This is a genomic window from Streptomyces melanogenes (assembly GCF_014649795.1).
Classification (GTDB): domain Bacteria; phylum Actinomycetota; class Actinomycetes; order Streptomycetales; family Streptomycetaceae; genus Streptomyces; species Streptomyces noboritoensis.
Genome location: NZ_BMTS01000006.1, coordinates 50,288 through 68,899, shown reverse-complemented (window position 1 = coordinate 68,899; position 18,612 = coordinate 50,288). Strand labels below are relative to the sequence as shown.

Annotated in this window: 15 protein-coding genes; 5 read left to right on the top strand and 10 right to left on the bottom strand. The window is 72.1% G+C overall.

Going from position 1 to position 18,612, the window contains the following annotated elements:
- Positions 1-146: 146 nt before the first annotated feature.
- Complete coding sequence (locus tag IE252_RS14940; protein WP_190089890.1) at positions 147-1,502, top strand: M14 family metallopeptidase; 1,356 nt, start codon at positions 147-149, stop codon at positions 1,500-1,502.
- Between the two features lie 170 nt (positions 1,503-1,672).
- Here the strand turns inward: IE252_RS14940 and IE252_RS14935 are convergent, their stop codons facing one another.
- From IE252_RS14935 to IE252_RS14920, 4 genes are all read right to left on the bottom strand, one after another.
- Positions 1,673-3,130: a GntP family permease gene (locus IE252_RS14935; RefSeq protein WP_190089889.1), complete on the bottom strand. Its 1,458-nt coding sequence runs from the start codon at positions 3,128-3,130 to the stop codon at positions 1,673-1,675.
- 118 nt (positions 3,131-3,248) lie between these two features.
- Positions 3,249-3,662, bottom strand: coding sequence for a RidA family protein (locus IE252_RS14930; RefSeq protein WP_190089888.1), 414 nt, complete (start codon positions 3,660-3,662; stop codon positions 3,249-3,251).
- The gene (locus IE252_RS14925; RefSeq protein WP_190089887.1) at positions 3,659-4,423 is read right to left on the bottom strand and encodes an IclR family transcriptional regulator; all 765 of its coding nucleotides are present in this window, start codon (positions 4,421-4,423) and stop codon (positions 3,659-3,661) included. Before IE252_RS14925 ends, IE252_RS14930 begins: the two co-directional genes overlap by 4 nt.
- Complete coding sequence (locus tag IE252_RS14920; RefSeq protein WP_190089886.1) at positions 4,420-5,631, bottom strand: sugar kinase; 1,212 nt, start codon at positions 5,629-5,631, stop codon at positions 4,420-4,422. The genes IE252_RS14925 and IE252_RS14920 overlap by 4 nt, the downstream gene beginning before the upstream one ends.
- A gap of 90 nt (positions 5,632-5,721) precedes the next feature.
- Here IE252_RS14920 and IE252_RS14915 point away from each other — a divergent pair, with 90 nt between their 5' ends.
- Both IE252_RS14915 and IE252_RS14910 read left to right on the top strand, forming a co-directional pair.
- Positions 5,722-6,993 carry an amino acid deaminase gene (locus tag IE252_RS14915; protein WP_190089885.1) on the top strand — a complete coding sequence of 424 codons (1,272 nt, stop codon included), beginning with the start codon at positions 5,722-5,724 and terminating at the stop codon, positions 6,991-6,993.
- 211 nt (positions 6,994-7,204) lie between these two features.
- Positions 7,205-8,866, top strand: coding sequence for an N-acyl-D-amino-acid deacylase family protein (locus IE252_RS14910; protein WP_268248405.1), 1,662 nt, complete (start codon positions 7,205-7,207; stop codon positions 8,864-8,866).
- A gap of 16 nt (positions 8,867-8,882) precedes the next feature.
- Here IE252_RS14910 and IE252_RS14905 read toward each other — a convergent pair whose 3' ends face one another.
- The 3 genes from IE252_RS14905 to IE252_RS14895 all read right to left on the bottom strand — a co-directional run bounded on the left by IE252_RS14905 (position 8,883) and on the right by IE252_RS14895 (position 13,426).
- Positions 8,883-10,115, bottom strand: coding sequence for an FG-GAP-like repeat-containing protein (locus tag IE252_RS14905; protein WP_190089883.1), 1,233 nt, complete (start codon positions 10,113-10,115; stop codon positions 8,883-8,885).
- 32 nt (positions 10,116-10,147) lie between these two features.
- The gene (locus IE252_RS14900; RefSeq protein WP_190089882.1) at positions 10,148-11,383 is read right to left on the bottom strand and encodes an FG-GAP-like repeat-containing protein; all 1,236 of its coding nucleotides are present in this window, start codon (positions 11,381-11,383) and stop codon (positions 10,148-10,150) included.
- Positions 11,384-11,548: 165 nt separating this feature from the next.
- Positions 11,549-13,426, bottom strand: a complete 1,878-nt coding sequence (locus IE252_RS14895) for an alkyl sulfatase dimerization domain-containing protein (RefSeq protein WP_190089881.1) — start codon at positions 13,424-13,426, stop codon at positions 11,549-11,551.
- Between the two features lie 526 nt (positions 13,427-13,952).
- On the opposite strand from IE252_RS14895, the gene IE252_RS14890 reads away from it, so the two are divergent.
- Together IE252_RS14890 and IE252_RS14885 are read left to right on the top strand one after the other, a co-directional pair.
- Positions 13,953-15,164: a pyridoxal phosphate-dependent aminotransferase gene (locus IE252_RS14890; protein WP_101389812.1), complete on the top strand. Its 1,212-nt coding sequence runs from the start codon at positions 13,953-13,955 to the stop codon at positions 15,162-15,164.
- Between the two features lie 85 nt (positions 15,165-15,249).
- The gene (locus IE252_RS14885; protein ID WP_190089880.1) at positions 15,250-15,621 is read left to right on the top strand and encodes an SCO4983 family protein; all 372 of its coding nucleotides are present in this window, start codon (positions 15,250-15,252) and stop codon (positions 15,619-15,621) included.
- Between the two features lie 275 nt (positions 15,622-15,896).
- Here IE252_RS14885 and IE252_RS14880 read toward each other — a convergent pair whose 3' ends face one another.
- The 3 genes from IE252_RS14880 to IE252_RS14870 are packed head-to-tail and all read right to left on the bottom strand — an operon-like array spanning position 15,897 to position 18,608.
- Complete coding sequence (locus IE252_RS14880; RefSeq protein ID WP_190089879.1) at positions 15,897-17,036, bottom strand: hypothetical protein; 1,140 nt, start codon at positions 17,034-17,036, stop codon at positions 15,897-15,899.
- Complete coding sequence (locus tag IE252_RS14875; RefSeq protein ID WP_190089878.1) at positions 17,033-17,836, bottom strand: PP2C family serine/threonine-protein phosphatase; 804 nt, start codon at positions 17,834-17,836, stop codon at positions 17,033-17,035. Before IE252_RS14875 ends, IE252_RS14880 begins: the two co-directional genes overlap by 4 nt.
- Before the next feature lie 7 nt (positions 17,837-17,843).
- Positions 17,844-18,608: a vWA domain-containing protein gene (locus IE252_RS14870; RefSeq protein ID WP_190089877.1), complete on the bottom strand. Its 765-nt coding sequence runs from the start codon at positions 18,606-18,608 to the stop codon at positions 17,844-17,846.
- Between the last annotated feature and the right edge of the window lie 4 nt (positions 18,609-18,612).

Here is an 18,612-nt window from a genome sequence, read left to right as displayed (position 1 = left end):
GGGCAGAGGTCAAGCCATCTTGACGCAGACATGCCACGAGCAGATGCTCGGGAGGCGAGCCGAGAACGCACTCCCCCAGCAACAACGCACTCCCCAGCAACGTCGACATGAACACCCCCACCTCCTCCACATCCCCAGGAGAATTCATGCGACTCCGTACGCGCCCGCGCGCCGCCAGACGCTCGGCGGGCCTCGCCGCCCTCCTCGCGATGGCCCTGGCCGCACCCCTGACCGCGCACGCCACCGCGTCCCCCGCGCCCTCGCCCAGCGAACGCGCGGACGTGGCGGCCGACGAGGCCACCACGCAGTACGAGATCCACGGCCCGGCCACGCCCGCCGCGCGCACCGCCATCGCGGCGACCGGGGTGGCCATCGACGAGGTGCGCGAGCACACCGTCGTGGTCAGCGCGGACGCGGCGCAGGCGAAGAACCTGCGCACGCTGGGCTACGCGCTGAAGGCCCTGCCCGGCCCGCCGTCGCGCACGAACGGCGCGGCGCCCCAGCCCTTCGACTTCCCGCCGGCGGACTCGGGGTACCACAACTACACCGAGATGACGACGGAGATCGACCAGCGGCTCGCGGCCTACCCCTCGATCATGAGCAAGCGCGTGATCGGCAAGTCGTACCAGGGCAGGGACATCGTCGCGATCAAGGTGAGCGACAACGTGGCGACGGACGAGAACGAGCCGGAGGTCCTCTTCACCTTCCACCAGCACGCGCGCGAGCACCTGACGGTGGAGATGGCGCTGTACCTGCTGCGCGAGTTCGGGGCGGGCTACGGCAAGGACTCCCGCATCACCAACATGGTGAACAGCCGCGAGATCTGGATCGTGCCGGACCTCAACCCGGACGGCGGCGAGTACGACATCGCGACCGGCTCCTACCGCTCGTGGCGCAAGAACCGTCAGCCCAACTCCGGTTCCTCGTACGTCGGTACGGACCTGAACCGCAACTGGAACTACAAGTGGGGCTGCTGCGGCGGCTCCTCGTCCAGCAAGGGCTCCGAGACGTACCGCGGCACGGCGGCCGAGTCCGCGCCCGAGGTGAAGGTCGTCTCCGACTTCGCCCGCAGCCGGGTGGTGGGCGGCAAGCAGCAGATCAAGGCGGGGATCGACTTCCACACCTACAGCGAGCTGGTGCTGTGGCCGTTCGGCTACACGTACAACGACACGGCGCCGGGGCTGACGAAGGACGACCACGACGCGTTCGCCGCGGTGGGCGGGAAGATGGCGGCGTCCAACGGGTACACGCCGGAGCAGTCCAGTGACCTGTACATCACGGACGGCACGATCGACGACTTCCTGTGGGGCACGCAGAAGATCTTCGACTACACCTTCGAGATGTACCCGGGTGAATCGGGCGCGGGTGGCGGCTTCTACCCGCCGGACGAGGTGATCGAGCGGGAGACGGCTCGGAACCGGGATGCGGTGTTGCAGCTGCTGGAGAACGCGGACTGCATGTACCGGTCGATCGGGAAGGAACAGCAGTACTGCACGGGCTGACGGCAGATTTGGCCCCCACCCCACCCCTTCCCTAAACCCTCCGGGGGTGGGGAAGGGGTGAAGGTGGTTTCCCGGGGGCTGCGCCCCCGGACCCCGGGCGGGGCCTGCGGCCCCTGCACCCCGCAGACGAAGAGCTCCCCCGGAGGGTTTAGGGAAGGGGCGGGGTGGGGCTAGATCAGGAGGCTCAGGAGTGCTGCCACTCCGCCTCCCGTAACCGCCAGCACCGTCTCCAGTACCGTCCACGACCTCAGCGTGTCCCGCTCCGAGATTCCGAAGTACTTCGACACCATCCAGAAACCGCCGTCGTTGACGTGCGACGCGAAGATCGAGCCCGCCGAGATGGCCATGATGATCAGGGCCAGGTGCCCCTGGGAGTAGTCCGCGCCCTCGACCAGCGGGACCACGATGCCCGCCGTCGTGACGATCGCGACCGTCGCCGAGCCCTGGGCCACCCGCAGGGCAACGGAGATCAGCCAGGCCAGCACGATGACGGGCAGGCCCACGTCGTGGAAGGTCTTGGCCAGCGCGTCCGCGATCCCGGACGCCTTCAGGACCGCGCCGAAGACCCCACCCGCACCCACCACCAGCAGGATGTTCCCGACCGGCTTGAGTGACGCCGTCGACACCGTCTCCAGGGACGCGCGGGACCACCCGCGCCGGATGCCGAGCAGGTAGTAGGCCAGCACCAGCGCGATCGTCAGCGCCACGAACGGGTTGCCGAAGAACTCGATCACTGAGCGGCCACGGGAAGCGTCCAGCGCTATCGACGAGAACGTTGCCGACAGGATCAGGAGCAGCGGCGTGCCGATGATCACCAGCACCGTCGCCAGCGCGACCGGCCGCTCCCGCTGCTCCGCCGCCACCCCCGCCCGCGCCTCCTCCGCCGCCTCCACCATGTCCTGCGGCACCGCCACGAAGATCCGCTTGCCGATCCACGCGGCGTACGCCCACGCCGCCGCCACCGACGGCAGGCCGACCACCGCGCCCATCAGGATCACCCAGCCGAGCGAGACGTGGAACAGCCCGGCGGCCGCCACCGGGCCGGGGTGCGGCGGCAGGAAGGCGTGGGTCATGGACAGGCCCGCGAGCAGCGGCATGGCGTAGAGCAGGATCGACTTGCCGGACCGCTTGGCGACCGCGTACACGATCGGCGCCAGGACGAAGATGCCGACGTCGAAGAAGACCGGGATGCCGAAGACTAGACCGGTCAGACCCATGGCGAGCGGGGCCCGCCGTTCCCCGAACAACGCCAGCAGCCGCGCGCTCAACACCTCCGCGCCGCCGCTGACTTCGAGGATCGCGCCCAGCATCGTACCGAGCCCGATGATGATCGCCACGTGCCCGAGGATGCCGCCCATGCCGGACTCGACGGTCGAGACGGCGGCGGACTTCTGGACCGTACCGAAGAGCTCGGTCACGGAGAGGCCGGCCCCGAGGCCGACGGCTATGGAGACGGCGAGCAGCGCCACGAACGGCTGGAGCCTGACCTTGATGATCAGGTAGAGGAGGAGGGCGATGCCCACGGCGGCGACGGTCAGCAGACCGGTCGTACCGCCGACGAGGGGGAGGATCCCGCCGGTGTGCGGCGGGGGCGGCGGGGGCGCGGTGGCGGCGAGCGGGTACGACATACGGGGACTCCCAGGGCTGGCAGGGCTGTTCCAGGGCGTGGGGGACCGCGGGGCGGCGCCCCGGCGGTCCGGGGCGCCGCTCCGTGCGGCCTGTGGAGTGGTCGTACTAAGGGCAAGGTCAGGCGTCCAGCACGGCCAGCGCGTCGATCTCGATGAGCAGGCCCTTCGGCAGGCCCACGTACACCGTCGTACGCGCCGAGGCGGGCGCCTTCAGGCCCTGCTCCTCGAAGTACGCGTTGTAGATCTCGTTCATCTCGGCGAAGTGGTCGACGTCGGTGAGGTAGACGCGCATCATCATCACGTCGTCCCAGGTGGCGCCGCCCTCCTCCAGGATCGCCTTGACGTTGGCGAAGGTCTGGAGGGTCTGCGCGCGCAGGGTCGGCCCGGCGGTCGTGGGCGGCTTGCCCTCCTCGGCGGGCAGGAAGCCGACCTGCCCGGCGACCTGGAGGATGTTCCCCTTGCGCACGCCGTGCGAGAACTTGGCGGGAGGGGTGGTGTGGGTGGGGGGCGTGATGGCGACCTTCTCGGTCATGAACTGCCTTCCTGTTCTGGGATGTTGCCGGAGTACTCCCGGCTGATGGCGTCCGCGGTGCGGCGCACCAGCGGGAGGAGGCCGAGGAGTTCCTCGGCGGTGACGACGACGTTGGGGGCGGAGACGGACATCGCCGCGACGACGCGGCCGTCGGTGCCGCGCACCGGCGCGCCCACGCAGTTGATGGACTCCTCGTGGCCGCCGAGGTCGGTGGCCCAGCCCTGTTCGCGTACGGCCGCGAGCTCCTTCAGGAACGCGGCGGCGTTCGGCGTCGAACGGGACGTGTACATGGGGTAGTCGAGCTTGTCGGCGACCGCGCGGCGCTCGGCGTCGGGCAGGTCGGCGAGGAGCAGCTTGGCGACGGCGGCGACGGTGATGGCGACGGGCTTGCCGACGCGGGAGTACATCCGCACCGGGTAGCGGCTCTCGACCTTGTCGATGTACAGCACCTCGCCGTCCTCGTACACGGCGAGGTGGACGGTGTGTCCGATCCGCTCGTTGAGCGCGACGAGGTGGGGGTGCGCGATCTCCCGTACGTCGAGGTTCTCGACGGCCTCCTGGGCGAGCGCGAAGAGGCGGGCGCCGAGGCGGTAGCGCTGGTCCTCCTGGCGGTAGACCAGCCCGTGCTCGTGCAGGGTGCGCAGCAGCCGTAGTGCGGTCGACTTGTGCACCCCGAGCCGCTCGGCGACCTGCCCGAGGTCGGCGGGGCCCTGCGCCAGCAACGGCAGGATGCTCAGCGCCCGGTCGACGGTCTGGCTCATGACGTACGTACCTCCTGCTCCTCCCCCGTCCACCCGGGGCCGAGACGAAGTCTCCCCCAGGCGTCGTCGTCCAGAGCGGCAAGCCGGTCGGCGTGCGCGCGGGGCGGCGGAGCCGCGTGGTCGCCGGGGACGGTGAGGGCGGCGGCGGCGAAGAGGTGCCCGATGCGTGCCCGCGCCTGTACGGGGAGCCCGCGCAGGGTGCCGTGCAGGAACCCTGCGGCGAAGGCGTCCCCGGCCCCGACGGTGGCGACGACGTCGACGCGGGGCGCGGGAACGGTGATCACGCTTGTCGTCCGGCCGTCCGCCGGTGGGGGCTGGTCGCGCAGTTCCCCGCGCCCCTCGATGGGCCCGGAGGGCCCTCCTAGGGGCGCGGGGAACTGCGCGACCAGCCCACCACGGCCCCCAGACAAAGAGCTCCCTCGGAGAGTTTCGGGAAGGGGCGGGGTGGGGGCTTCAAACACGGTCACCCCCACCGCACCCCGCTTCACCACCAACACCCCCACCTCCGGCAACGCGTCCCGGATCGCCAGCGCCCCCCGCAACCCCCACGCCTCCTCCGCCTCGTCCTCCCCCACAAACACCACATCCGCCCCCCGAGCAAGTTCGAGCAGCACCCCCGGCCCAGCCGAGTCACGCCACAACCCGCTCCGATGGTTGACGTCGAAGGAAACCAGCGGACGGCCGGGCCGGCGGGCGGTCAGCTCGCGGGTCAGGGCGAGGCAGTCCGCGGACAACGCCGCAGTGATCCCGGACAGATGCAGCACCCGCCCCGCCCACACCTCACCCACCGGCACGTTCGCCACCGACATGGCGGAGGCGGCCGACCCGGCCCGGTAGTACGCGACCTCGTGCGTCCCGGCGGCCCGGTCGTCGGCGGTGCGGAAGTACACGCCGGTGGGGCGACCGGGGTCGCGCCGCACCCCGGACGTGTCCACCCCGTACGCGCCCACCGCCTCGACCAGATGGTCCCCGAAGCCGTCCGCCCCCACCCGGCTGACCCACTTCACCGCGTGCCCGGCGGCCGCCAGCGCGCACGCCACGTTGGACTCGGCGCCGCCGATCCCCCGGGCGAAGGACGGCACGTCGGCGAGGCGCCCGGGCCGGGACGGCAGAAAGGTGACCATGGACTCCCCGAGACAGACGACATCCACATCCACGTCCGCATCCACCAGCGCCCACACTCCCCGCACCTCGACCCGGCGCACCATTGACCCGGCGTTGGCCCGGATGTTAGACAGCAGTAAGCGATACACGCAACGGGCGTTGCACATAGTGCAACGCGGCACCGGAGGGCTTCCATGGGGTTCCTGGCAGGACTGGCCGAAGAGCGCGTCGACCACCGCTTCAAGGGGCTTCCCCCGGATGCCGACGGCCTGACCGTCGGCGAGCTGGCGGCCCAGCGCCGGAACCTGTTCACGGACGGCTTCACCACCCCCGTGCTCGCCCTCTCCGCCGAGCGCCTGGAGCACAACCTCGCGCTGATGGAGACGTACGCGACCCGGCACGGCCTCGCCTTCGCCCCGCACGGCAAGACCACGATGGCCCCCGAGCTGTTCGCCCGCCAGCTCGACCACGGCGCCTGGGGCATCACGCTCGCCGTGCCCCACCAGGTGCGCGTGGCCCGCGCGTTCGGCATCCGGCGGATCTTCCTCGCCAACGAGCTGGTCGACGCGGCGGCCCTGAAGTGGATCGCCGCCGAGCTGGCGCGGGACGCCGAGTTCCAGCTCATCTGCTACGTGGACTCGGTGCGCGGAGTCGAGCTGATGGACGCGGCGCTGGCCGGCGCGGCCCGCCCGGTGGACGTCGTCGTCGAGCTGGGCGCGGGCGAGGGCGCCCGCACCGGCGCGCGCACCGAGGCCGAGTGCACGGCGGTCGCCGACGCCGTGGCCGCCACCCGCACCCTGCGCCTGGTGGGCGTGGCGGGCTACGAGGCCGAGGTCCCCGGGGCCACCCCGGAGCGGGTCGCGGCCTGGCTGCGCCGACTGACCGCGCTGGCCTCGGAGTTCGACAAGGCGGGCCGCTTCTCGGGGACGGGACTCGACGAGATCGTGGTCAGCGCGGGCGGCAGCGCGTGGTTCGACGCGGTGGCCGACACCTTCGCGGAGATCCCCGAACTCTCCCTTCCCGTACTGAAGCTGCTGCGCTCGGGGGCGTACGTCTCGCACGACGACGGCCAGTACCGCCGGGTCACACCCTTCAACCGCATCCCGGAAGAGGGCGCCCTCCACCCCGCCTTCCGCCTGTGGGCGCAGGTCGTCTCCCGCCCCAGCCCCGACCAGGCGTTCGTGAACGCGGGCAAGCGGGACGCGGCGTACGACCTCGACCTGCCCGAGGCGCAGGTGGTGCGCGGCGCCCGCGACGGCGTCGAGCGACCCGCGACCGGCATCGAGGTCACCGCCCTCTCCGACCAGCACGCCTGGCTGCGCACGTCCCCCGACGTACACCTGGAGGTAGGCGACTGGGTAGGCCTGGGCCTCTCCCACCCCTGCACCAGCTTCGACAAGTGGCCCCTGATCCCCTTGGTGGAGGCGGACGGAACGGTGACGGACTACGTACGCACGTACTTCTAAGCGTTTTCGACTGCGGACCGTGGCTGGCTGGCCGCGCAGTTCCCCGCGCCCCTAGGAGGGCCCTCCGGGCCCATTAAGGGGCGCGGGGGAACTGCGCGAGCAACCCACCACGGCCCGCAGACAAAGCAAGGGGGTCCGGGGGCAAAGCCCCCGGCAGCCCACCCCGACCCACACCCGGCCGCCCGCCAGAGGGCTTTCGGGAAGGGGCGGGGTGGGGAATCCGCCCGCGACATCAGCCACCGCAAACGGAAACCGGACCATGGACCTAGTCATCCGCGACGCCCTAGTCATAGACGGCACCGGCACCCCCCGCCACCGCGCAGACGTCGGCATCAAAGACGGCCGAATCGCCGCACTGCACAAAGAGGGCGCACCCCGCCTCACCGGCACCCGCACCATCGAAGCCCAAGGCCTGGCCCTATCCCCCGGCTTCATCGACATGCACGCCCACTCCGACCTAGCCCTCCTCCGCGACCCGGACCACCGCGCCAAGGCCGCCCAGGGCGTCACCCTGGAAGTCCTGGGCCAGGACGGCCTCTCGTACGCGCCCACGGACGACCGCACCCTCACCGAGGTCCGCAAGGCGATCACCGGCTGGAACGGCGACGGCTCGGACATCGACTTCGACTGGCGCGACGTCGGCGGCTACCTCGACCGCCTCGACCACGGCTTCGACGGCAACGGCATCGCGGTCAACGCCGCCTACCTGATCCCGCAGGGCACGGTCCGGATGTACGCGATGGGCTGGGAGGACCGCGAGGCCACCCCCCAAGAGCTGGACCGCATGCGACAGTTGGTGGCCGAGGGCCTCGAACAGGGCGCGGTCGGCATGTCGTCCGGGCTCACGTACACCCCCGGCATGTACGCCCCCGACGCCGAGCTCACCGAACTCTGCAAGGTCGTCGCCCGGTACGGCGGCTACTACTGCCCCCACCACCGCTCGTACGGCGCGGGCGCCCTCCGCGCCTACGAGGAGATGGTCGAGCTCACCCGCGCGGCCGGCTGCGCGCTCCACCTGGCCCACGCCACCATGAACTTCGGCGTCAACGAAGGAAAGGCGCCCGAGCTCCTCACCCTCCTCGACCAAGCGCTCGCCACCGGTTCGGACATCACGCTCGACACCTATCCGTACACCCCGGGCTGTACGACGCTCGCCGCGATGCTGCCGAGCTGGGCGGGCGAGGGCGGGCCTGAGACGGTCCTCGCGCGGCTGCGGGACGACGCGGCGGCCGAGCGGATCCGGCACGCCCTGGAGGTGGTGGGGTCGGACGGCTGCCACGGGGTGCCGATCGACTGGGAGACGATCGAGATCTCGGGGGTGGGCGAGCCAGGGCTCGCGTCGTTCGTGGGCCGCACGGTCGCCGAGTCGGCCCGGGCGCGCGGCGAGGCGCCCTGGACCACCGCCCGCCGCCTCCTGATCGACGACGGCCTCGGCTCGACGATCCTCCAGCACGTGGGCCACGAGGAGAACGTCCGGGCGATCATGCGCCACCGCGTCCACACCGGCGGCAGCGACGGCATCCTCCAGGGCGACAAGCCCCACCCCCGCGCCTACGGCACGTTCCCCCACTACCTGGGCCACTACGCCCGTGACCTAGGCGTTCTCCCCCTGGAGGAGATGGTCGCCCATCTGACCTCGCGCCCGGCGGCCCGGCTGCGCCTCCCGGACCGGGGCCTGATCAAGGAGGGCTACCGCGCGGACCTCGTGCTCTTCGACCCGGAGGCGGTCGCGGCGGGCTCGACCTTCGAGCACCCCCGCACCCTGCCCACCGGCATCCCGTACGTCCTGATCGACGGCAGGTTCGTCATCGAGGACGGCCGGCGCACGGACGTGCTGGCGGGGCGGGCGGTCCGCAGAACGCCCACCCCGTAAAACACCTGACAAGTCGTCAGAAGACCCGCACGTTACGGGCCGTGTCCCAGAGCATGTCCGCGTACGGGGAGCCGAGCCCGCCGCGTCCGTCACCGAAGTACGCGAACAGCTGGGAGTCGATGGGCCGCATCAGGTCGGAGATCCCGTCCCCGTTGACGTCACCGGTGGCCAGCACCGGGGCGTCCGCGGGCCAGGCGTACGGCAGCTTGGTGCGGCCGGCGAAGTTGCTGCGGCCGTTGCCCGGGTACAGCCACAGGTTCCGGGAACCGTCGCGGGCCACCAGGTCCGCCTTGCCGTCGCCGTTGAGGTCGCCGGGCGAGGCGAGCTGGTTCATGACGTTCCAGCCGCCGCCGACCTTCACGCGGTCGCCGAAGATGCCCCGGCCGTTGCCCGGGTAGGACCACAGCACCCCGGAGGTGTCGCGGGCCAGCAGATCGCGGCGGCCGTCGCCGTTGAGGTCACCGGCCGCGCTGATCTCGCGCATGGAGTTCCAGCCGCCGCCGACCTTGACGCGGTCGCCGAAGGCGCCGTCGCCCCGGCCCGGGTAGAACCAGAGGACGCCGGAGCGGTCGCGGGCGTAGATGTCCTCCCTGCCGTCCCCGTTGTAGTCGCCGTGCCGGGTCAGCTGGGTCATCGCGTTCCAGCCGCCGCCCACGAGCTTGCCCTTGGTGACCCAGTCGGCGTCGCCGATGCCCGACAGGAACCACAGCCGCCCGTCGTCCGCGCGCTCCAGGAGGTCGGGGCGGCCGTCGTTGTTCAGGTCGCCGAACTGCGCCACCGCGGGCAGCCCGGCGGGCCGCTTCTCGTGGTCCTGGACGAACCACTCCATCCACGGCACGCCCTGGGTGACCTCGTAGTCGGTGGTCGCCACCCGGATGGAGCTGATCCTGTTGTCCCACTGCCGGCCGATGGTGCCGCCGGAGAGGTCGTTGGGGCCGCTGTGCGGACTGATGTAGTAGTGCTCGCCGCCGTAGTCGGCGTCCTGGGCCATCGCGACGTAGAGGTCGCTGTTGTTGACGAAGGACGAGATCGAGTTGTTCCAGATGCCCAGGGTGGGGCGGCTGGAGGAGACGATCTCCATCTTGCCCTTGAAGTCCCCGTACTGGAACACGCAGAGCTTGCCCGCCGGGCAGCGGTCGTAGTTCTCCGCGGCGGCCGCCTGCGGGGCCGCGGTGAGCAGGGTGGCCAGCGAGGCGGCGACGGCGGTGGCCGTACCGATCAGGCGCCGGGCCGAGGTGGTGCCGAGCATGGACCGAACTCCGTTCGAGAACAGTGAGGGGGTCAGAGGACGAGGTGGGTGGAGCGGGCCTGGGCGTACTGCTTCGGGGACCGCAGGCCGCCGTCCGCCGCGCCCGTGCCCGGGTACACGCGGAGCTCCTTCTGCCCCGGCGCGTGCGCGACCAGGTCCGGGCGGCCGTCGCCGGTGACGTCGCCGACGCCCGCCAGCTCGGTGAGCCCGTTCCAGCCGCCGGTGCCGATGAGCTTGCGGTCGCCGAAGGTGCCGCGCCTGGTGCCGGGGTAGAACCACAGCTTCCCTGCGGTGTCCCGGGCCACCAGGTCGGCCCGCTTGTCGGAGTTCATGTCACCGGCCCCGACCAGCTCGTTCATGACCTTCCAGCCCCCGCCGACCTTCTGCCGCGCGCCGAAGGTGCCGTGCCCGTCACCGGGGTACGTCCACAGGGTGCCGGTGGTGTCGGCGGCGAGCAGGTCGGCGCGGCCGTCGCCCGTCAGGTCCCCGGCGGCCGTCAGGTCGCGCATGGCGTTCCAGCCCCCGCCGACCTTGACGCGGTCACCGAAGGTGCCGTCACCCAGGCCCGGGTAGAACCACAGGACGCCGGAGCGGTCCCGGGCGAACAGGTCCTCCTTGGCGTCCCCGTTGTAGTCGCCGTGCCGGGTGAGCTGGGTCATCGCGTTCCAGCCGCCGCCCACGACCCGGGTGCGGGTCTTGCTCGCGTAGGCGTGGTCCGTCCACAGCTGCCCGAACTTGTCGCGCGCGTACAGGTCGCCGAAGCCGTCGCCGTCGGCGTCCCCGAACGCGGCCGAGGCGGGCAGCCCGGCCGGGCGCTGCCTGGTCTCGGACTGCCAGGTGGAGTACGTCGGGAAGCGCCCCTCCGTACCGCAGAAGTAGTCCGCCTCGGGGTCCAGGTCGAGCGAGCTGACGGTGTTGTCGAGGTCGGGCCGGGAGCTCTCGTCGAACGACACCTGGCCGGAGTAGTAGTGCGTGGCCCTGGCCCGCTCCGGGTTCCCTTCGAGGTCCGGCTCGCTGTTGAAGCAGACGGGCATGTCGGAGTAGTTCGCGAAGGAGCTGATGCGGTTGTCCCAGGACCCCAGCCGCAGCATGGACCCGGAGACGACCAGCATGTCGCCCTTGCCCAGCGGCTCGCTGAAGACGCACAGCTTGCCGTAGGCGCAGCGGTCGTAGCCGCTCGCGGCCCGGGCGGGCGCGGTGGTGACGGTGGCGGCCAGCCCCGCCGTGGCGGCGGCCGCGAGCCCGCCGCGTATGAGGCGCGCAGACATGGAACGCACGTGGTCCCCCCGGTATGTGCGGATGCTGTGAATACGTCGAAAGTCGACGGATCATAGCCGCCCGTCGAGGATCAGTTCGAACCAGAGCGTCTACGTACGGGACTCCGGGCTCGGCGGGGACGGTCCCGCGTTCGCCGTCCCCGCCTCCGCCCGGGCTCAGTTCACGGCCTGCACCCCCGGGAGCAGGTAGCCGAAGACCGTGTCGGCCGCGGTCCGGTCGTCGGTCTGGACGCGGCCCGCGCGGACCGCCGCGTCGAAGTTGGCGGCGAAGTCCGGGCCCGGGGCGAGGAGTTGATCGAGGGTCTCGCGGGTGAGCGTGATCGTGGCGTGCGGCTTGTCGACGCCGGGCGGCATGGTGTCGCCGCGTGTGTCGGTGTAGACGAGGACGCCGTCGCGCAGCACGGTGACGCCCGACTGGCCGGTGTTGGTGAAGTGCCACAACAGGACGACGGGGTCGCGCAGTTCGGCGGCCCGGGGGCCGTCCAGGCGGGCGGCCACGGCGGCGAAGTACTGGGCGGGGTTGGCGTGGCGGACCAGGTCGGCGACGACCGGGCGGGAGCCGGGCGGCTGCGGGCCGGGGCGCAGGTCGCGGGCGGCCGTCAGATAGGCGTTGCGCAGCGGGCCGTACTCGGCGAGGTAGCCGAGCTGGGTCAGCGCCAGGGCCTGGAGCGAGGTGGCGGCCTCCAGGACCGCCGCCGACACGGTCGCCCGGTCGCAGGCGGCGGCCACGACGTGGTCGAGGAGCTCGACGACCCGGCCGTACCGGGGCGTCTCGGCGTCGTACTCCTCGCGCGCGGCGGCGAGCACCGCCTCGGCGCCGCCGAGGGCCACCACGTACCGCTGGGCGGTGGCGGCGGAGGCGGGGGTCGCGGCGACGGCGTCGGTGGCGGCGACGAACTCGTGGCCGAGCAGGCGCAGCCAGGTCTGGCGGGCGGCCTGGGTGGCGGTGCCGACGTAGCCGGGGGCGTAGAACGGCTGGTTCGAGGGCTGGCTCTGGCGCCGGACCCAGGCGTCCCGGCGCGCGGCGAGCCGGGCGGAGACGGCCTTGTCGCCCCAGCCGGGCCACTCGTACGCCCCGGCCACGATCTCCGCGATCCCGCCGAAGGCCTTCAGCGTCTCGTCGAGGTGGCGGGCGCGTACGTCGCCGAGGCCGCCGAGCAGGCCGGGGGCGGTGAGGTAGAGGACCTTGCGGTCGGGGAGGTAGACGTTCATCTCGGCCGGGGACTGGAGGCCCGCGGCGGGCTGGAGGACGAGGCGCACGCCGTCGGCCTCGACCTCGCCGGAGAGCTGGTGGGTCGGCGGGATCAGGGTGGCCTCGCCCGCGGAGACGGTGAGGCCGGGTCCGCTGTCGATCAGGCCGTACGGGCCGGCCTCCAGGCGGGTGCCGTACGTGTGGTCGACCAGGCACGCCGTGGCCAGGCCCTCCACGACGTGGCGGCGGACGGCGTCGTCGAGGAAGCCGTCGGGCGCGTACACGGCGAGGTCGTCGGGGACGGTGTCCCCTTCGTCCGCGAAGAGGCCGCGCGAGCCGCCGAAGTGGTCGACGCAGCTGGCGGTGTAGACGATCGCCCTGACCGGGCGGCGGTCGTCGGTGGTGGCGCGGTAGAGGCGCAGGGCGTGCTGGGCGGTCTCGTACGAGCCGAGGGGGTCGATCACGATCAGTCCGGTGCGGCCCTCGACGATCGTCATGTTGGCGAGGTCGTAGCCGCGGACCTGGTAGACGCCGCCGTCTTCCGCGCGGGTGACGAGGTAGAGGCCCGCCATGGCGTTCATACGGCCCTGGCGCCAGACGCGGGCGTTGACAGCCGCCGGGATCTCCTCCACTTCCCGCAGGAAGTCGAACCGGGCGAAGTGCCAGGCGTACCCCTTGCCGTCCCGGGCGGGGATCACGGGGAGGTCCGGGGGTGCGAGCAGCCCCTGCGAGGCGTTGCGGAAGTCCGAGACGTCGGACGGGACGCCCTGCGCGGCGGGCCGGTTGCTGCGGACGACGAACGGGGTCGGCTCGACGGGCTCGCGCTGCTTGCCGTTGGTCATGCTGCCTCCTCGGGGGTCCGTGGGGCGGGAACGTATCCCTGCGGGGCGGGGGTGGGAAGCGTGTGGGGGTCGGCCTTGGCCGACAATGTCCGGTTCTGAACCGGCCATGTCCGCGGCCCGGCCTTCGTCTGCGGGCCGGTGGTGGGCTGAGCGCGCAGTTCCCCGCGCCCCTTGTCAGCCCGGCCTTCGTCTGCGACCCGGTGGTGGGTTGCTCGCGCAGTTCCCCGCGCCCCTTAAGTGCCGCTCCGCGGCATCCTCCCTGGGCGGCCCGGAGGGGCGCTTTTAGGGGCGCGGGGAACTGCGCGACCAGCCCGCCACCGGGTCGCACATGACAACGCACCGTGGTGCATCTCACCGCCCCGGTGCGGGGCGCGCGTAATCCAAGCCCGCGCCCCGGCCCCGCCCAGCAATCCCACGGCCCCACCCCCCGCGCCGCATTCCGATGGAAGCCACGGCTCCGCCCGGCCACACGCCCCGGGCCACAAACACCGCGCGGCCCCCGAAACGCCCCCGTAAGGTGACCGTCATGCAGGTGATCCAGTCGACCAAGCTCGCCAATGTCTGTTACGAGATCCGCGGCCCGGTTCTCGAAGAAGCCATGCGGCTGGAGGCGGCAGGGCACCGCATCCTCAAGCTCAACACCGGCAACCCCGCCGCGTTCGGCTTCGAGTGCCCGCCGGAGATCCTGGAGGACATGCTCCGCAACCTCTCCGGGGCGCACGGGTACGGCGACGCGAAGGGCCTGCTCTCCGCCCGCCGCGCGGTCATGCAGCACTACCAGACCAAGGGCATCGACCTCGACGTCGAGGACATCTACCTCGGCAACGGCGTCTCCGAGCTGATCCAGATGTCGATGCAGGCGCTGCTCGACGACGGCGACGAGGTGCTGGTCCCGGCCCCGGACTACCCCCTGTGGACCGCCTCCGTCTCGCTCGCCGGCGGCACCGCCGTGCACTACCGCTGCGACGAGCAGTCCGACTGGATGCCGGACCTCGCCGACATCGAGCGCAAGATCACCGACCGCACCAAGGCGATCGTGATCATCAACCCGAACAACCCGACGGGCGCGGTGTACGACGAGGAGATGCTCCGGTCGCTGACCGAGATCGCCCGCCGCCACAACCTGATCGTCTGCTCGGACGAGATCTACGACCGGATCCTGTACGACGGCGCCACGCACACCCCGACGGCCGTCGTCGCCCCGGACCTGATGGTCCTGACCTTCAACGGCCTGTCCAAGAACTACCGCGTGGCCGGGTACCGCTCCGGCTGGCTCGCGGTCTGCGGCCCGAAGGCGCACGCCTCCTCGTACATCGAGGGCCTCACCATCCTCGCCAACATGCGGCTGTGCGCGAACATGCCGTCGCAGTACGCCGTGGCCACCGCGCTCGGCGGGCGCCAGTCCATCGAGGACCTGGTGCTGCCGGGCGGGCGGCTGCTCGAACAGCGCGACACGGCGTACGACCTGCTGACCCAGATCCCCGGCGTCACCTGCGTGAAGCCCAAGGGTGCGCTGTACCTCTTCCCCCGTCTGGACCCGGCGGTCTACAAGGTCAAGGACGACCGCCAGATGGTCCTCGACCTGCTGCGGGCCGAGAAGATCATGGTCGTCCACGGCACCGGCTTCAACTGGCCCGAGCCCGACCACTTCCGCATCGTGACGCTTCCCTCGGCGCAGGATCTGGCCGGGGCCGTGACGCGGATCGGCAGCTTCCTGGACGGTTACAGCCAGATGTAGCGGGCTGCTGGCTTCGGCTCAACTTTAGACAGAATCTAAGATAGGATGGCCTCCTGCGACGTTGGACGTTGAAGGAGGCCATCTCATGTACGAGCCGATACGGACGAAGTCGGTGCACAGCACGATGGCCGCCGACGTGCGCGTTCCGCACCGCTCCCGTGAGGAGGAGCTGGACATCCAGCTCGCCGGGCATCTGGCGGCGCTGCTCGCGGTGACGGACGAGCTGGGGCTCGACTCGGCCGGGGACGCGATCGCGCGACAGATCGCGCGGTTGCGGGGTGGGATGCCGCCGGTGCGGCACGCGGGTCTGCGCGGGGGCTCGTCGGCCGCGCTGCACGGGCGCGCGCACGCGCTGGCGGGGCGCGCCCTCGTCGTCGCCGCGTCGCGGGCCGACACGGCGGCCGCGATCCTGGCTGCGGAGCGGATGGACGCGCACGCGCTGGCGCTGGCCCCCTGATCGGCCCCGGTCCGCGCGCCGCGGAGGTCCGCGGACCGGGTGCCACCCCCTTCTTTGCCCGGAGTTCGTCTGCGACCCGGTGGTGGGTTGCTCGCGCAGTTCCCCGCGCCCCTTAAGTGCCGCTCCGCGGCATCCTCCCTGGGCGGCCCGGAGGGGCGCTTTTAGGGGCGCGGGGAACTGCGCGACCAGTTGGGGACGGCCCGCAGACGAAAACCGGGCTGACAAGGGGCGCGGGGAACTGCGCGCTCAGCCCGCCACCGGGTCGCAGACGGCCGTCACACCGTCACGATCACGATCAGTAGGATCAGCAGGATCACGCCGACCAGCAGGGCCGTTCGCGTTCCCGTTGGTGGAGGCGGGGGTGTCGGGACCGGGCCCAGGTTGAAGACGTCGTGGCCCGTCACGGACGCCCGGCCGCACCACGGGCACCCGGACAAGTGCGAGCCGTACGTGTGCATCGGGCGGTCCGGGCAGACCCGTACCAGCGACCGCTCGCGGTCCAGCGCCCGCAGCCAGTCCTCCGCCGACGGGCGGGCCCCGGGGTCCAGGACGCCCGGGCCGAACGCCGCCCGGGACAGACCGAGCAGCTCGGGCGGCAGCACGGACGGGTCCACCGTCCCGCGCGGCACCACGACCTGCTCCGGCCGCACCACGTACGAGATGCTCGCAGCGATGTTGTCCTGGACCGTCGACTCGGGCGCGCTGTCGTGCGGGACGCCACCGAAGGGGTGGTTGCCTGCCGTCAGCAGCTGGTACACCAACACCGCAAGCGCGAAGTCGTCGCTCGCCCGCGTCGCCGGTCCCCCCGCCAGCCGCTCCGGCGCCGAGTAGTCCGTCGTGTGCATCAGACACGGGAACAGCTCCCCCGTGACCGCGTCGGTGAAGGCGATCGAGTCGCAGTCCAGGAACGTGATGAAGCCGTTCGCGTCGACCACCACGTTGCTGCTGGAGAAGTCCCCGATGACCAGGCCCTCGTGGTGCATCCGGGCCGTCATGAACGCCAGGTTCCACGCGACGCCCAGCAGGAACCGCCAGTCGGCCCGCTGGTGGAAGAGCCGGATGCGCTGGGCGCGCGTGAACAGGCCCACCAGCTGGACGTGTTCGGGCTCCCCGAACCGCTGCATCGCGTACCCCAGGAACGCGCCGCCCGGCGCCCGCGCGGGCGCGGTCGGCCAGGCGAGTTCGGGCCGCTGGGAGCGGTCGGTGGGGCGCCCGCCGAGCGGGGACATCGTGAGCATCCGGGTCAGCCGGCGCTCCTGCTCGGGGCCGGGCGGGTCCCGGTAGAGCTTGACGACGACCCGGTCGTCGCCCTCGACGGGGTAGACGGCCGCCTGGCCGCCGCCCTTGAGCGGCTCGGCGGCGAGCACCACCGGCACCCCGCCCAGCAGTACGGTCCGCCCGTTCGGCCCGCTCATGCGCCCCCTCCCGCAAGCCCCGTGCGTACCGCCCGCAGCAGCGTCTTGTCGTCCCCGTTGAGCGCGGTCAGCCGGTCGGACCTGAGCAGCGCGGCGAGGCGGTCGTCCTCGTCGCCGGGCTCCACCGCCTCCGTGTCCAGCGAGCGCAGCACGGCCGCCGCGAAGGACTCGTTGGGCGCCTGCGGGGCGCCCCCCGACCAGGAGAGCGCGGCCTGGGCCAGGCCGTCGGTGGAGAGCAGGACGCCGTCGACGCCGTCGTCCCGTACGCAGTCGGTCCGCACCCAGCGGGCGGCGTCCGGCGTGCTGAGGAACACCGTCTCGTTGCTGTACTCGCTCACCGCCGCGGGCTGCGGCAGCAGATGGAACTGCCGCTCGCCGTCCTCGGTCCCGGCCCGCAGCACCACGAAGCCGTCGCCGACGCTGGCGTGCCCCAGCCAGCCGGGCGCGAGCACCACCACGGTGAGCGTGGTCGCGTGGTCGGCGGCCGCCTCGCCCGTACGGTCCAGGAAGTCGTCCACGACCCGCTGGAAGCTGCGGCGCAGCAGCCGGTTCGCGACCGGGCCGTCGGTCCGCGCGGCGGGCAGCCGGCCGAAGTGCTCGACGGCCAGGCGCACCGCGAGCAGGGAGCCCTCGCCGGAGCGCGGCCTGCTGCCCGCGCCGTCGGCGACCGCGAGGACCGTGACGGGCCCGTCCGTCGCGCACCGCCAGGCGTCCTGGCAGGCGACGCCGTCCCGGCGGTGCCGGTAGCCCTCCACGCTCAGACCGTGCACCCGCCAGCTCCCGTGCGCCCGCGTCCCCATGGCCCGCTCAGGCTTCCCAGGCCGGGCGCTGCGTCTTGAACTGGCTGAAGATCTTCTCGAAGACCTCGTCGCCCGCGCCCTTGGTCTCGGCGTTGGCGCTCGCCGACATCATCTGGAGCAGCTGGCGGAACGGGAAGCCCTGGAGCCGGGCGTTGAACTTCGGCGCGTACGCCTGGAGCACCTGCTCGGCCAGGTCGGTGAGCCCGCCGACCCCGATCGCGTACAGCCGGAAGCGCCGTGCGGCCTGCTCCTCGGCGAGCACCGGGACCAGCCGCTGCCAGGTGCGGCTGATGTGGCCGGTGCCGTCGGTCGGCAGCCCGTCGGTGACCAGGCAGATCTGCGGCCGGTAGTACTGGAAGCCCTGGGCGCGCAGCTCGGCCTTGCGGGCGGCGACCACGTGCATGGCGAGCTCCAGGGCCTCGGTCATCAGGGTCACCCCGGAGGCGGCGAGGCGCGGTGGCTCGAACATGTTGGCGGCGACGAACGGGCCGACCGGGGAGCCCGGTTCGAGCGGCTGCGCGCCGCGCCAGGCGGTGACTCCCCGGCCGCCGAAGGTGATGACGGCGACCTCGACGCTGTAGCTGAGGCTGACGTCGTCGTGGAGCTCGCGGGTCCATTCGCTCAGCGCCGTGTTGAGCGCGTCGATGGGCGGGCCCGCCATCGAGCTGGAGGTGTCGAGGCACAGCACCAGCGGCAGCCGTTGGGCGTTGTTCTCGAACTCGATGTCGGCGTACTCCGCCGGAAGTGTCCTGGGTGGCTGCTGCCTGCGCATCTGA